We start from the raw sequence: 13,898 nt of genomic DNA on the forward strand, positions 1-13,898 counted from the left end.
CCGCGCCGCCCTCGCCCCAGCCGCCGCCCGAAACACCACCGCCCGAACCGCCGAAGGGGCGCTGACCCGCGCGCCCTTCGTCGGTTCGCCGGTCACCGTTCGGGGTGCGCGCCGGTGACGACGTCCGCGCAGTCGGGGCAGATCCCGTGCGTGAGCCGCAACTCCGACTTGTCGGCGAGGATCCGCTCGATGCCGACCCAACGGTCGTCGAGCCGCACCCGCTTGCACCAGGCGCAGACGAGCAGGAACCCCTCGAGGTACCGCACCCGGCGGATCAACCGCAGCGTGACGGCGACGACGAGCGCGGCCAACCCGGCGAGGACGACCGTCTCGATCGCGACCTGCCTGATGCTGAACGGCGGGTCGAGGAGTTCGGTCAGCCAGCAGACGGCGATGGCGAGGAGAAAACCGAGCAGCTCGACGGCGACGATGCCGCGGCGGATCACGTTCTTGCTCCAACGCGTCTCGCGTTCGCGCATCGGCCGCTCCGTCGCGCGCCGGCCGGCCGCGGCGCGCCGCGTGTTTCCGTCGGCGCCGCCGCGCGAACCGCCGCGTCGCCGTTGGGTTAGTCTAGCTGCATGGCGCTCCGTGGCTCGATCGGATCGGGGACGAAAGTGGTCCGTCGTTGGCTGGCGCGGGCGACGCCGTTCGCGGCCGCGCTTGCGGCGGTGGTCGCCGCGGCGACGCCGGCGCGGGCGCTCGATCCTTCCGTGGCGCTGACGCAGTACACCCACCGCGCGTGGCAGCAGCAGGAAGGGCTGCCGCTCGCCACGATCTACGCCATCGCCCAAGACCGCGACGGCTACATCTGGCTCGGCATGGAAGGGCGGATCGCCCGCTTCGACGGGCGGTTCTTCACGTCGTTCGACGGCTCGCCGTCCGCGCCGCTCGGCGCCTCGATCGTCCGCGATCTCGCCGCGGACCCCGACGGCTCGCTCTGGCTCGCCTCCCTGCGGCGCGGTCTGCTTCGTTCGGCGGGCGGAACGCTGGCCCGCGTTCCGGCCGGGGCCGGTCTTCCCGGCGACCGGATCGACTGCGTGCTGCGCGGTCCCGGCGACGCGCTCCTGGCCTGCACCGACGAAGGGCTGGCCGAGCGGGTCGGCGACGGCTTCGTTCTGCACGGGACGCGCGAGGGACTTCCCGCGGGGCCGGTGCGCGCGGCCTGCCGCGCGCGGAGCGGCGTCGTCTGGGTCGCGGGACGCGACTTCGGCCCGCGCTCTTGGGACGGCAAGCGTTTCGACGCGCCCGCGCGTCTCGCGCCGCTCGACAAGACGGTCGTCCACGCCCTCCTCTGCGGCGAGGGAAACGACCTTTGGATCGCGACCGAGGACGGCCTCTTCCGCGACGACGGGACGCGCCTGCAGTCGTGGGGCGAGGCCGACGGCCTGCCGAGCGCCGCGGTCCTCAGCCTCGCCCGCGGCCGCGGCGGCGTCGTCTGGATCGGGACGCGGGACGGCTTCGCGCGCTGGCGCGACGGGCGGATGGAGTCGTATCCGGCGACGCGCGGCCTGACGCACGGCGCGGTCTTCGCGCTCTTCGAGGACGACGAAGGAACGCTCTGGGTCGGGACGAAGAACGGCTTGAACCAGTTCGTGGACGCGCGCGTCGTGCCGTACACGTCGGCGGAGGGGCTGCCGTCGAACGACGCGGGGCCGGTCGCGCAGGCCGCCGACGGCACGATCTGGGTCGGGACGCTGGGCGGGGGCGCGGCGTCGTTCGACGGCCGGCGCTTCCATCCGCTCACGACGCGCGACGGACTGCCGAGCGACCGCGTCCTCGCCCTCGCGGCGATCCCCGACGGGTCGGTCTGGGCGGGGACGGACCGCGGCGCGGCGCGGATCGTCGGACGCCGCGTCGTCGAGACCGCGACCGCGCGCAGCGGCCTGCCCGGCGACCGCGTGCGCGCGATCGCGTTCGACGAATCGGAAGGGCGGCTTTGGGCGGGCACGGACCGCGGGCTCGCTTGGCGTCCGCTGCGCGGCGGCCCGTGGCGCGTCGAAGAGCAAGTGCCGCGCGCGGGAATCCTCGCGCTGTCGGCGACGAAGCAGGGACGGCTCTTCGCGACGCTCGAGGACGCGACCTTCGTCACGCGCCGCGAGGGGACGTTCCGCCTCCACCGCCTCAAGGACCAGAGCGCGCCGCCCGACGCGTTCCTGCTCGACGAAGACCGCACCGTGTGGCTCGGCTCGCCGGGGGGCGGCCTGCGCCGCTACCGCGACGGAGCGACGACGATCTACGGCGTGCAGGACGGCCTCTACGACGACGAGATCTTCAGCATCCTGCCCGACGACCGCGGCAACCTCTGGTTCGCGTCGGGCAAGGGGATCTTCCGCGTCGGCCGCGCCTCGCTCGAGCGGTTCGCCTCCGGCGCGCGGAGCGCGATCGTCAGCGTGCCGTTCGCCGCCGGCGCGGCCCGCTTCCAGTGCCGCGGCGGCGTGCAGCCGGCCGGCCTGCGGGCGCGCGACGGCCGGTTCTGGTTCCCGACGACGACCGGCGTCGTCGTCGTCGATCCGGCGCACGTGCCGCGCGACGCGGCGCCCCCGCGGCCGCGCATCGAGGCGGTGCTGGTCAACGGCGTTCCCGCGCGCGAGGAGGATCTCGCGGCGCTGCGCCCGTGGCTGCGCAACATCGAGATCCAGTTCACGACGATCGCGCTCTCCGATCCGGAATCGGCCCGGCTGCGGTACAAGCTCGAGGGGTACGACCGCGAATGGCGGCCGGCCGGCGCGCGGCGCGCGGTGCAGTACACGAACCTGCCGCCGGGCGCCTATCGCTTCGTCGTCCGCGCCACCGGCGCCGCGGGGGAGGCGGACGCCGCCGAGGCGTCCACGGCGCTGCGCGTGCATCCGTACTTCTACCAGCGGCCGCCGTTCATCGCCGCGGCCGTCGCCGTGCTGGCGCTCGCGACGTGGCTCGTCTACCGCTGGCGGCTGCGCCGGATGGCCGCCGACTTCCGCCTCGTCCTCGCCGAGCGCGGGCGGATCGCGCGCGAGCTCCACGACACGCTGCTGCAGGGGCTCTCCGGCGTGACGATGCAGCTTCACGCGCTGAAGCGGCGGATGCCCGAGGGGGGCGCCGCGGCGTCGCTCGACGGGATCATCGAGGACGCCGCCGCCTGCGCCGGCGAGGCGCGGCGCTCGCTGCAGGAGCTGCGCGGCGAACGGCAGCCGGCGGGCGCGATGGCGGCGAAGCTGCACGCGCTGGCGCGCCGCGTCGTCGGGCAGGCCGACCTCGAGCTGCGGCTCCGCTGCGGCCAAGGGCTTCCCGAGCTCGCGCCGGAAGTGGAGTTCGACCTGCTGCGGATCGCGCAGGAGGCGCTGTCGAACGTCGTGCGCCACGCCGGCGCGTCGTCGGTGGAGGTCGATCTCGACGAGCGCTCGGGCGGCGTCGTCCTGCGCGTCGCGGACGACGGGCGCGGCTTCGATCCGCGCGCCGCGGGGGCGGAGGCCCACTTCGGACTGGTCGGGATGCGGGAGCGCGCCGCGCAGATCGGCGCGAAAATCTCGCTCGCCAGCGCGCCGGGGCACGGCGCGGTCGTCGAAGTTCTCGTGCCGCGCCGGGTCGTGCGCCGCAGGTCTTGGAGCCGGCCGTGACGGAACAGGCGAAGCCCGTGCGGGTTCTCTGCGTGGACGACCACCCGCTCGTGCGGAAGGGGGTGGCCGCGATCCTCGCCGCCGAGCCGGACATGGTCCTCGTGGCCGAGGCGGCCGACGGCGAAAGCGCGCTCGCCGCGTACCGCGAGCACCGGCCGGACGTCGTGCTGATGGACCTGCGCCTTCCCGGCGCGGACGGGATCGAGACGACGGCGCGGATCCGCGCCGAGCATCCCGAAGCGCGCGTGATCGTGCTCACCTCGTATTCGGGGGACCAGGACATCTACCGCGCGCTCGAGGCCGGCGTGCGCGGCTACCTGCTGAAGGAGATGGTCCACACCGACGTCGTCCGCGCGATCCGCGCGGCGATGGCCGGCAAGCGTTTCCTGCCGCCGGAGGTCTCGCAGAAGCTCGGCGAGTTCCTGCCCGACACCGCGCTCACGCCGCGGGAGATCGAAGTGGTGACGCTCGTCGCCAAGGGGCTCGCCAACAAGGAGATCGCCGCGCAGCTCGGCACGTCGGAGGGGACGATCAAGGTCCACGTGCAGAACATCCTGCGGCGACTCGACGCCAGGGACCGCACCCACGCCGTCACGATCGCCGTCCGTCGGGGGATCGTCCACCTCCCGTAGCGACGCCGCGCGCGTCGCCGTCTATGCCGAAAGAGATAGGCCGGCCCCTCCCGAACGGCAGACGCCGCGCAATAGGCCGCGGCGCATCTTTCGGGCATGAGCGAAACCAGCGATTCGACGCCCACCTTTGGCGAGCCGGCGCCGCGCCCGAAGAGCAAGCGGCTGCGCATCGCCCTCACGTTCGCCGCGGCCGCCGCGGCGCTGGCCGGGATCTTCCTGCTCGCGCGGGGCGCGCGGGCCGCCGATCCGGCGCAGGAGGCGCGGACTCCCGGGGCCCAGCGCAAGGCGCCGCCGGTCACCGTCGTCGCCGCGCCGGCGACGAAGGGAGACATCGGCGACTCCGTTCCGGCGCTCGGCACGGTCGCCGCGCTGCAGAACGTGACGGTGCGGACGCGGATCGACGGTCAGCTCGAGCGGGTGTCGTACGTCGAAGGGCAGTTCGTGCGCGCGGGACAGGAGCTGGCGCTGATCGACCCGCGGCCGTACCAGGTCGCGCTCGCGCAGGCCGAAGGCCAGCTGGCGCGCGACCAGGCGCTGCTGCAGAACGCGCTGGTCGATCTCGAGCGCTACCGGCCGATGGCCGCGAAGAAGGCGATCCCCGAGCAGCAGCTCGCCGCGCAGGAGGCGCTCGTCGCGCAGTACCGCGGCACGACCGCGGCCGACAAGGCGTCGGTGGACAGCGCGCGGCTGCAGTTGTCGTACTGCACGATCACCGCGCCGATCTCGGGGCGGGTCGGACTGCGGCCGGTGGACGCGGGGAACATGGTCCACGCCGCGGACGCCGGCGGCGTGGCGGTGATCACGCAGGTCGATCCGATCGCCGTCGTCTTCAACCTTCCCGAGGACAGCCTGCGGCCGGTGCTGGAGCGGGTGCGCTCCGGCGCGGTCCTGCCGGTCGAGGCGCGCGACCGCGCCGACGAGAAGGTGCTGGCGCGGGGGCGCGTGGCGACGGTGGACAACCAGATCGACGCGACGAGCGGCACGGTCAAGGTCAAGGCGCAGTTCGCGAACGCGGACGACGCCCTCTTCCCGAACCAGTTCGTCAACGTCCACGTGCTGGTGAACACCGTGCGCGACGCGGTGCTGCTCCCCGCGGCGGCGATCCAGCGCAACGGCACGGACGCCTTCGTCTACGTCGTCGGCGACGACGGCCGCGCGCAGCGCCGGCCGGTGCAGCTCGGCGTGGCGGAGGCGACGCGCGTCGAGGCGGTCTCGGGCGTCAAGGCTGGCGAAACGGTGGTCGTCGAAGGGTTCGACAAGCTGCAGGACGGCTCCTCGGTCGTCGTGTCGTCCGCCCAGGGCGGAGGCCGCAAGGGCCGCCGGCCGTGAACCCCTCGCGCACGTTCATCCTGCGGCCGGTCGCCACCTCGCTGCTGATGGCGGGGCTGCTGATCGCCGGCCTGCTCGGCTACAAGCAGCTGCCGGTCTCCGCGCTGCCGCAGGTGGACTATCCGACGATCCAGGTGATCACGTTCTATCCCGGCGCGTCGTCGGACGTGATGGCCTCGGGCGTCACGGCGCCGCTGGAGCGGCAGCTCGGCCAGGTCGCCGGGTTGACGCAGATGACCTCGACCAGCTCCGACGGGGCCTCGGTCGTCACGCTGCAGTTCGACCTCGCGCTGAACATCGACATCGCCGAGCAGGAGGTCCAGGCGGCGATCAACGCGGCGGGGACCTACCTGCCGTCCGATCTGCCGAACCCGCCGATCTACAGCAAGACGAACCCCGCCGACTCGCCGGTCCTGACGCTGGCGCTGACCTCGAAGGAGGTTCCGCTGACGCGCGTCGAGGACCTCGCCGACACGCGCCTCGCGCAGAAGATCTCCCAGCTCCCCGGCGTGGGCCTCGTGAGCATCACCGGCGGCCGCAAGCCGGCGGTGCGGATCAACGCCAACCCGACCGCGCTCTCGGCCTACCAGCTCGGCCTCGAGGACGTGCGGACGGCGGTCGCGGCGTCCAACGTGGACCGCCCGAAGGGGAACTTCGACGGGCCGCGCCAGTCGTTCGCGATCGGGGCCAACGACCAGTTGCTCAAGAGCGGCGACTACAAGGACATCGTCGTCGCCTACCGCAAGGGGGCGCCGGTGCGCCTCGGCGACGTCGCCGCGGTCGAGGACTCGTCGGAGACGCTCGACCACGCGGCGTGGATGGACTCGGCGCCGGCCGTGATCGTCAACATCCAGCGCCAGCCGGGCGCCAACATCATCGCCGTCGTGGACCGGATCAAGAAGGTCCTGCCGCAGCTCCGCGCCGCCCTGCCGCCGGCGGTGAGCGTCTCGATCGTCACCGACCGCACGACGACGATCCGCGCCTCGGTCGAGGACGTGCAGTTCGAGATGCTGCTCACCGTCGCGCTGGTCGTGCTGGTGATCTTCTTCTTCCTGCGGACGCTCTCGGCGACGGTCATCCCGAGCGTCGCCGTGCCGCTGTCGCTCGTCGGCACGTTCGGCGTGATGTACCTGCTCGGCTACAGCCTCAACAACCTGACGTTGATGGCGCTGACGATCGCCACCGGCTTCGTCGTAGACGACGCGATCGTGATGATCGAGAACATCGCCCGCTACATCGAGGAGGGGATGTCGCCGCTCGAGGCGGCGCTGCAGGGCTCGGCGCAGATCGGCTTCACGATCGTCTCGCTGACCGTCTCGCTGATCGCGGTGCTGATCCCGCTGCTCTTCATGGGGGACGTCGTCGGGCGGCTCTTCCGCGAGTTCGCCGTGACGCTGGCGGTGACGATCCTCGTCTCCGCCGTCGTCTCGCTGACGCTGACGCCGATGATGTGCGCCAAGCTGCTCAAGCACCGGCCGAAGGAGCGGCAGGGGCGGTTCTACCGCTGGAGCGAGCGGGCCTTCGAGCGGACGATCGCCGCGTACGGCCGCACCCTGCAGTGGGTCCTCGGCCATCAGACGGCGACGCTGATCGTCGCCGCCGCGACGCTGGTCGTCACGATCGCGCTCTACGTCGTCGTGCCGAAGGGGTTCTTCCCGGTGCAGGACACGGGCACGATCCTCGGCATCTCCTCCGCGCCCGGCTCGGTCTCCTTCCCGGCGATGGCCGCGCGGCAGCAGGCGCTGGCCCGCGAGATCCTCAAGGACCCCGCGGTGGCCGGGCTCTCCTCGTTCATCGGCGTGGACGCGGTCAACCCGACCCTCTCCACCGGCCGGATCCAGATCGACCTCAAGCCGCTGGCCGAGCGGAAGATCGGCGCGTCCGACGTCATCCGGCGGCTGCAGCCGCGCCTCGCCGCGGTGCCGGGAATCACCCTCTACATGCAGCCGGTGCAGGACCTGACGGTCGAGAACCGCGTCAGCCGCACGCAGTACCAGTTCAGCCTCGAGGCCCCGGACGCCAAGGAGCTCGACGACGCCGCCACGGCGCTCGTCGCGCGGCTGCGCAAGGAGCCGAAGCTGCGCGACGTCGCCAGCGACCAGCAGAACGACGGCCTGCGCGCGACGCTGGCGATCGACCGCGCGACGGCGGGGCGCCTCGGCGTGACGCCGCAGATGATCGACGACGTGCTGTACGACGCCTTCGGCCAGCGGCAGGTCTCGACGATGTTCACGCAGCTCAACCAGTACCACGTCGTGCTCTCGGTCGCGCCGCAGTTCGGTCGGGACCCGCAGGCCCTCGACCGGCTCTACGTGAAGTCCACGAACGGCGCGGCCGTGCCGTTCAGCGCCTTCGCCCGCGTCGAGACCGGGAGCGCGCCGCTGGCGATCATCCATCAGGGGCAGTTCCCGGCGGTGACCGTGTCGTTCAACCTCGCGCCGGGGGTCTCGCTGGGCGAGGCGGTGGAGACGATCCAGGCGGCGGAGAAGGACGTGGACATGCCGCCGTCGGTGCAGGCGCAGTTCGAGGGCACGGCCCGCGCCTTCCAGGCGTCGCTGACGAACGAGCCGCTGCTGATCCTCGCCGCGCTGCTGACCGTCTACATCGTCCTCGGCGTGCTCTACGAGAGCTACATCCATCCGGTGACGATCCTCTCGACGCTGCCGTCGGCCGGCGTCGGCGCCCTCTGGGCGCTGATGCTCTGCGGCGCCGACTTCAGCGTGATCGCGCTGATCGGCGTCATCCTGCTGATCGGCATCGTCAAGAAGAACGCGATCATGATGATCGACTTCGCGCTCGACGCGCAGCGCAACGGCGGCGCGGCCCCGCGCGACGCGATCTACCAGGCCTGCCTGCTGCGCTTCCGGCCGATCATGATGACGACCTTCGCCGCGCTGCTCGGCGCGGTGCCGCTGGCCCTCGGGACCGGCGTCGGCTCGGAGCTCCGCCGGCCGCTCGGCATCACGATGATCGGCGGCCTGACGATCTGCCAGCTGCTGACGCTCTACACCACGCCCGTGACCTACCTCTGGTTCGACCGCCTCGCCGCGCGCTTCTCGCCGAGGCGGCTCGCGCCGGCGGCCGCGCGGCCGGCGCCGGCGGAATGAGCGGGCGATGAACATCTCGGCCCCGTTCATCAAGCGGCCGGTCGCCACGACGCTCCTCTCCGTGGCGCTGGCGCTCGCCGGCGGAATCGCCTTCCGCCTGCTGCCGGTCGCGCCGCTGCCGCGGGTCGAATTCCCCACGATCTCCGTCGGCGCGGGGCTCCCCGGCGCCGACCCGGAGACGATGGCCTCGTCGGTGGCGACGCCGCTGGAACGGCAGTTCGGCCGCATCGCCGGCCTGACCGAGATGACCTCGACGAGCTCCCTCGGCTCGACGAACATCGTGCTGCAGTTCGACCTGAACCGGGACATCGAGGCCGCGGCGCGCGACGTGCAGGCGGCGATCAACGCCGCCCGCGGGCAACTGCCGGCGAACCTGCCGAGCAACCCGAGCTACCGCAAGGTCAATCCGGCCGACGCGCCGATCATGATCGTCGCCCTGACCTCGGACTCGCTCTCGCCGGGGCAGATCTACGACGCCGCGACCTCCGTGCTGCAGCAGAAGCTCTCGCAGGTCACCGGCGTCGGGCAGGTTTCGGTCGGCGGCGGCTCGCTCCCCGCCGTGCGCGTGGACGTCAACCCGCTGGCCCTCGCCGCGAAGGGGGTGCCGTTCGAGCAGGTCCGCGCGGCGATCGCCGCGACGAACGTCAACAAGCCGAAGGGGCACGTCTGGAACGACCAACAGTCGTGGCGCGTGGACGCCAACGACCAGCTGCGCCGCGCCGCCGACTACCGGCCGATCATCGTCGCCTACAGCGCGGCGCGCGCCCCGGTGCAGCTCAAGGACGTCGCGAACGTCCAGGACTCGGTGGAGAACGTCCTCGCCGCGGGGCTGTTCAACGGCAAGCCGGGCGTGCCGGCGATCATCTTCCGCCAGCCCGGCGCCAACATCATCGAGACCGTGGACCGCGTGCGGGCCGCGCTGCCGCAGCTGCAGGCGCAGCTCCCGCAGTCGATCCGCGTCGAGGTGGCGAGCGACCAGACGACGACGATCCGGGCCTCGATCCACCACGTCGAGGCGACGCTCGTCCTCTCCGTGCTGCTGGTCACGCTCGTCGTCTTCTTCTTCCTGCGCGACCCGCGGGCGACCTTCATCCCGAGCGTCGCCGTGCCGCTCTCGCTCGTCGGCACGTTCGCCGTGATGTACCTGCTCGGCTACAGCCTCGACAACCTGTCGCTGATGGCGCTGACCGTCGCCACGGGGTTCGTCGTGGACGACGCGATCGTCGTCGTCGAGAACGTCGCGCGGCACCTCGAGGACGGGATGGCGCCGCGGGAGGCGGCGCTGCGGGGCGCGCGGGAGATCGGCTTCACCGTGCTGACGATCAGCGTCTCGCTGGTCGCCGTCTTCCTGCCGATCCTGCTGATGGGCGGGATCATCGGCCGGCTGTTCCAGGAGTTCGCGGCGACGCTGGCGATCGCGATCCTGATCTCGCTGATCGTCTCGCTGACGACGACGCCGATGCTCTGCGCGAAGCTGCTGCGCCGCCGCGGCGAACGTCCGCCGGGGCGGGCGAGCCGGACTGGCGCGGGGATCTTCGGCGCGGCGCTGGGCGGCTACGCCCGCAGCCTCAAGTTCGTGCTGCGCCACCGCTTCGCGGTGCTGATGATCACGCTGGCGACGGTCGCGGCGAGCGTGGGGCTCTACATCGCCGCGCCGAAGGGGTTCTTCCCGCAGCAGGACACCGGCCGCCTGACCGGCTCGCTCGTCGGCTCGCAGGACAGCTCGTTCCAGGCGACGAAGCGGCGGATGGACGCGGTGGCGCGGATCGTGATGGCCGACCCGGCGGTGCAGGCGATGGTCGGGTTCAACGGCGGCGGCAGCGCGACCAACACCGGCCGGATGTTCATCACGCTCAAGCCGCAGAGCGAGCGGAAGGACGCCGCGGACCAGGTGATCGCGCGCCTGCGGAAGGCGACCGCGTCGATCCCCGGCGGCACGCTCTACCTCCAGGCGGTGCAGGACGTGCGGGTCGGCGGGCGCTCGGCGAACGCCCAGTACCAGTACACGCTGCGCGGCGACGACGTCCAGACGCTGAACGAGTGGGTGCCGGTGATGCTGCGCGAGGTCAAGCGGATCAAGGGGATCGTGGACGTCAGCACCGACCAGCAGGACGGCGGGCTGCAGGCGCGGGTCGTCGTGGACCGCGAGACCGCGGCGCGGCTCGGGCTGACGCCGCTGGCGATCGACAACGCGCTCTACGACGCCTTCGGCCAGCGGCAGGTCTCGACGATCTACAACACGCTGAACCAGTACCACGTCGTCCTCGAGGCCGACCCGAAGTACTGGCGGAGCCCGGTCACGCTGAGCCAGTTCAGCGTCGCCACGCCGGCCGGCGCGGTCGTGCCGCTCTCCGCGGTCGCCCACTTCGCGCCGCAGACGACGTCGCTCTCGGTCGCCCATCAGGGGCAGTTCCCGGCGGTGACGATCTCGTTCAACCTCGCCCCGGGGCTCGCGCTGGGGCAGGCGGTGGACGCGATCAACGACGCGGCGCGCCGCGTCGGGCTTCCGGCGACGGTGCAGAGCAGCTTCCAGGGGACGGCGCAGGCGTTCCAGCAGTCGCTGGACAACGAGGCGCTGCTGATCCTCGCCGCGCTGCTGACGGTGTACGTCGTCCTCGGCGTCCTCTACGAGAGCTACGTCCATCCGGTGACGATCCTCTCCACGCTGCCGTCCGCCGGCATCGGCGCGCTGCTGGCGCTGCGGATGACGCGGACCGACCTCTCGGTGATCGCGCTGGTGGGGATCCTGCTGCTGATCGGGATCGTGAAGAAGAACGCGATCCTGATGATCGACTTCGCGATCGAGGCGGAGCGCGGCGAGGGGCTGGCGCCGACGGCGGCGATCTACAAGGCCTGCGTGCTGCGCTTCCGCCCGATCATGATGACGACGATGGCCGCGCTGCTCGGCGCGGTGCCGCTCGCCTTCGGCGGCGGCGTCGGCTCCGAACTGCGCCGGCCGCTCGGGATCACGATCGTCGGCGGCCTGATCGCCAGCCAGGCGTTGACCCTCTACACGACCCCCGTCGTCTACCTCTACCTCGAGCGGCTGCGCCTCTTCGCGGCGCGGGCGCGAAGCCGCCGCGCGGCGGGACGCGCCGCGGCGCAGTCGGCGTGAGCGGGGAGGGGCGATGGCGCTGACGATCGTCTACAGCCGCGGCGAACCGCGCGAAGTGCGGCTGATCCTGACCGGCCCGCTCGCGGGAGAAGCGGTCGAGGAGTTCGCGCAGCAGCTCGCGGAGGCGGCGCTCGCCGCGGCGCGGGTCGTCGTCGATCTGGAACGGGTCGGCGCGATCGACCGCGCCGGCGCGCGGTGCCTTTCGCGTCTCGATCCGGAGCGGGTCGCGCTGGTCGGCGCGCGCGCGGCGCTGGCGCGCGCCATCCGCAGGGAGAGCCTGACATGAAGATCGATCCGCGACGGAACCGGCGCGTGGCCGCGCCGTTCGCCGCCCTTCTGCTGCTCGCGGCGGCGGGCTGTTCGCTCGCGCCGCGCTACGTCCGTCCCGACGTCGCCGCGCCGGCCTCGTTCAAGGAGGCGCCGGCGGCGACGGCCCCCGGCTCGCCGGCGTGGAAGGCCGCCGAACCGGCGGAGAACGCGCCGCGCGGCGCGTGGTGGTCGGTCTACGGCGATCCGGACCTCGACGCGCTCGAAGCTCAGGTGGACGTCTCGAGCCAGACGGTCCTCGCCGCGGCGGCGCAGTTCCGGCAGGCGCGCGCGCTCGCCGCGTCGGCCCGCTCCTCGTTGTTCCCGACCGTCGGGATCGCGCCGTCGGCCACCCGACGCTACGGCGCGACCTCCGCGTCGTCGTCGGCGCCGGCGACGACGACCGACACGTTGGCGCTGCCGATCGCGGCGTCGTGGGAGGCGGACGCGTGGGGCGCGCTGCGCAACGGCGCCGACGCCGGCGCGGCGACGGCGCAGGTCGCGGCGGCGCAGGCCGCGGCGGTGCTGCTGCAGGTGCAGGCGGAGGTCGCGCTCGACTACTTCGAGCTGCGGGCGCTCGACGAGCAGCTCGCGGTGCTGCGCGAGACGGTCGAGCGGTACGGCGAGGCGCTGCAGTTGACGAAGGACCGCCTCGAAGGCGGCGTCGCGGCGCAGGAGGACGTGGCGCAGGCGACGACGGTCCTCGAGGCGGCGAAGGCGCAGGAGCTCGACGCGGGCGTCGCGCGGGCGCAGCTCGAGCACGCGCTCGCGGTCCTCGTCGGCAAGGCGCCGGCGGAGTTCTCGCTCGCGCCGGCGAAGCGGACGGTCGCCGTGCCGGCGATTCCGCTCGTCCTGCCGAGCGCGCTGCTCGAGCGTCGCCCCGACGTCGGCGCGGCGGAGCGCCGCGTCGCGGCGGCCAACGCGCAGATCGGCGTGGCGCGCGCGGCCTACTTCCCGGCGATCGCGCTGAGCGGCCAGGCGGGGACGCAGAGCGGCGCCGCGGCCGGCCTGCTCTCGCTCCCGAACCGCGTGTGGTCGCTCGGCGTCTCCGCGGCGACGACGCTGTTCGACGGCGGACGGCGGCGCGCCGGCGTCGAGGAGGCGCGGGCCTCCTACGACCTCGCCGTCGCGAACTACCGCCAGACCGTGCTCGGCGCGTTCCAGGAGGTCGAGGACGACTTGGTCGGCGTGCGGATGCTGGGGGACGAGGCGCTGGCGCAGGAGCGGGCGCTCGCCGCGGCGCGGGAGACGCTCGACCTCTCCAACGTGCGCTACGTCGGCGGCGTGGTGAGCTACCTCGACGTCGTCGGCGCGGAGACGAGCGCGCTGACGCGCGAACTGGCGTTGATCACGACGCGCAGCCGCCGGCTGCAGGCCAGCGTGCAGCTCGTCAAGGCGCTCGGCGGCGGCTGGGACGCCTCGCGGATTCCCGCGCCGCGCGAGGTGCTCTCGACGCAGGGCGACGCCGCGCGGCCCGGTGCGGTGGCGGGCGCCGCGGCGCGCTGAAGCCGGCGTCCGGCGTCCGGGCGCGACGGCGCGCGGAAGCCCGCGTCCGGCGTCTCGTCGCCGCTACTTGCGGAAGACCTTCTCGTACAGTTCGCGGTTGTCGATCGGCGTGAGCGACTCGTCGCGCTTCGGGCTCGCGCCGTCGAAGTTGGGGTAGTCGAACGGCGCCCCGGACCAGGTCTCGCCGGTGTAGGTGTTGCGCGTGCCCCAGGCGTCGGTGTGGTAGACCGCGCCCCCCTCGACGTTCGAGATCCAGTCGGCCTCGCCGCGGATGTAGTTCGTGCGCTGGTAGTCGATGTAGTCTTGGCTC

Annotated in this window: 9 protein-coding genes; 7 read left to right on the forward strand and 2 right to left on the reverse strand. The window is 72.9% G+C overall.

Translation table 11 applies throughout. From position 1 onward, the window contains the following. Positions 1–92: 92 nt before the first annotated feature. Positions 93–479, reverse strand: a complete 387-nt coding sequence (locus tag LLG88_14275) for a hypothetical protein (GenBank protein ID MCE5248076.1) — start codon at positions 477–479, stop codon at positions 93–95. A 99-nt stretch (positions 480–578) separates the two neighbouring features. Between LLG88_14275 and LLG88_14280 the strand changes: the two genes are divergently transcribed. The 7 genes from LLG88_14280 (at position 579) to LLG88_14310 (ending at position 13,588) form a co-directional block, all read left to right on the forward strand. Continuing rightward, on the forward strand, positions 579–3,593 hold the full coding sequence (locus LLG88_14280; protein MCE5248077.1) for a histidine kinase: 3,015 nt from the start codon (positions 579–581) through the stop codon (positions 3,591–3,593). Next, the gene (locus tag LLG88_14285) at positions 3,590–4,225 is read left to right on the forward strand and encodes a response regulator transcription factor (GenBank protein MCE5248078.1); all 636 of its coding nucleotides are present in this window, start codon (positions 3,590–3,592) and stop codon (positions 4,223–4,225) included. The genes LLG88_14280 and LLG88_14285 overlap by 4 nt, the downstream gene beginning before the upstream one ends. 96 nt (positions 4,226–4,321) lie before the next feature. After that, positions 4,322–5,554, forward strand: coding sequence for an efflux RND transporter periplasmic adaptor subunit (locus LLG88_14290; GenBank protein MCE5248079.1), 1,233 nt, complete (start codon positions 4,322–4,324; stop codon positions 5,552–5,554). Then, positions 5,551–8,661, forward strand: a complete 3,111-nt coding sequence (locus LLG88_14295) for a multidrug efflux RND transporter permease subunit (protein MCE5248080.1) — start codon at positions 5,551–5,553, stop codon at positions 8,659–8,661. The genes LLG88_14290 and LLG88_14295 overlap by 4 nt, the downstream gene beginning before the upstream one ends. Positions 8,662–8,668: 7 nt before the next feature. Beyond that, positions 8,669–11,776 (forward strand): multidrug efflux RND transporter permease subunit, encoded by a 3,108-nt coding sequence (locus LLG88_14300; GenBank protein MCE5248081.1) that lies wholly within the window; start codon positions 8,669–8,671, stop codon positions 11,774–11,776. A 13-nt stretch (positions 11,777–11,789) separates the two neighbouring features. Beyond that, a complete protein-coding gene (locus LLG88_14305) occupies positions 11,790–12,062 on the forward strand; it encodes a hypothetical protein (protein MCE5248082.1) in 273 nt (90 codons plus the stop codon). Further along, positions 12,059–13,588, forward strand: coding sequence for an efflux transporter outer membrane subunit (locus LLG88_14310; GenBank protein MCE5248083.1), 1,530 nt, complete (start codon positions 12,059–12,061; stop codon positions 13,586–13,588). Before LLG88_14305 ends, LLG88_14310 begins: the two co-directional genes overlap by 4 nt. A gap of 63 nt (positions 13,589–13,651) precedes the next feature. Here LLG88_14310 and LLG88_14315 read toward each other — a convergent pair. Next, positions 13,652–13,898: hypothetical protein (locus LLG88_14315; GenBank protein MCE5248084.1), on the reverse strand; the 247-nt coding region annotated here is incomplete at its 5' end.

This window comes from bacterium (genome assembly GCA_021372775.1).
GTDB lineage: Bacteria > Acidobacteriota > Polarisedimenticolia > J045 > J045 > JAJFTU01.

What these genes read in the sequence shown, in the direction of transcription:
- LLG88_14275 (MCE5248076.1), bottom strand. Translation starts at nt 479, where the DNA reads ATGCGCGAACGCGAGACGCGTTGGAGCAAGAACGTGATCCGCCGCGGC.
- LLG88_14280 (MCE5248077.1), top strand. Translation starts at nt 579, where the DNA reads ATGGCGCTCCGTGGCTCGATCGGATCGGGGACGAAAGTGGTCCGTCGT.
- LLG88_14290 (MCE5248079.1), top strand. Translation starts at nt 4,322, where the DNA reads ATGAGCGAAACCAGCGATTCGACGCCCACCTTTGGCGAGCCGGCGCCG.
- LLG88_14300 (MCE5248081.1), top strand. Translation starts at nt 8,669, where the DNA reads ATGAACATCTCGGCCCCGTTCATCAAGCGGCCGGTCGCCACGACGCTC.
- LLG88_14305 (MCE5248082.1), top strand. Translation starts at nt 11,790, where the DNA reads ATGGCGCTGACGATCGTCTACAGCCGCGGCGAACCGCGCGAAGTGCGG.
- LLG88_14310 (MCE5248083.1), top strand. Translation starts at nt 12,059, where the DNA reads ATGAAGATCGATCCGCGACGGAACCGGCGCGTGGCCGCGCCGTTCGCC.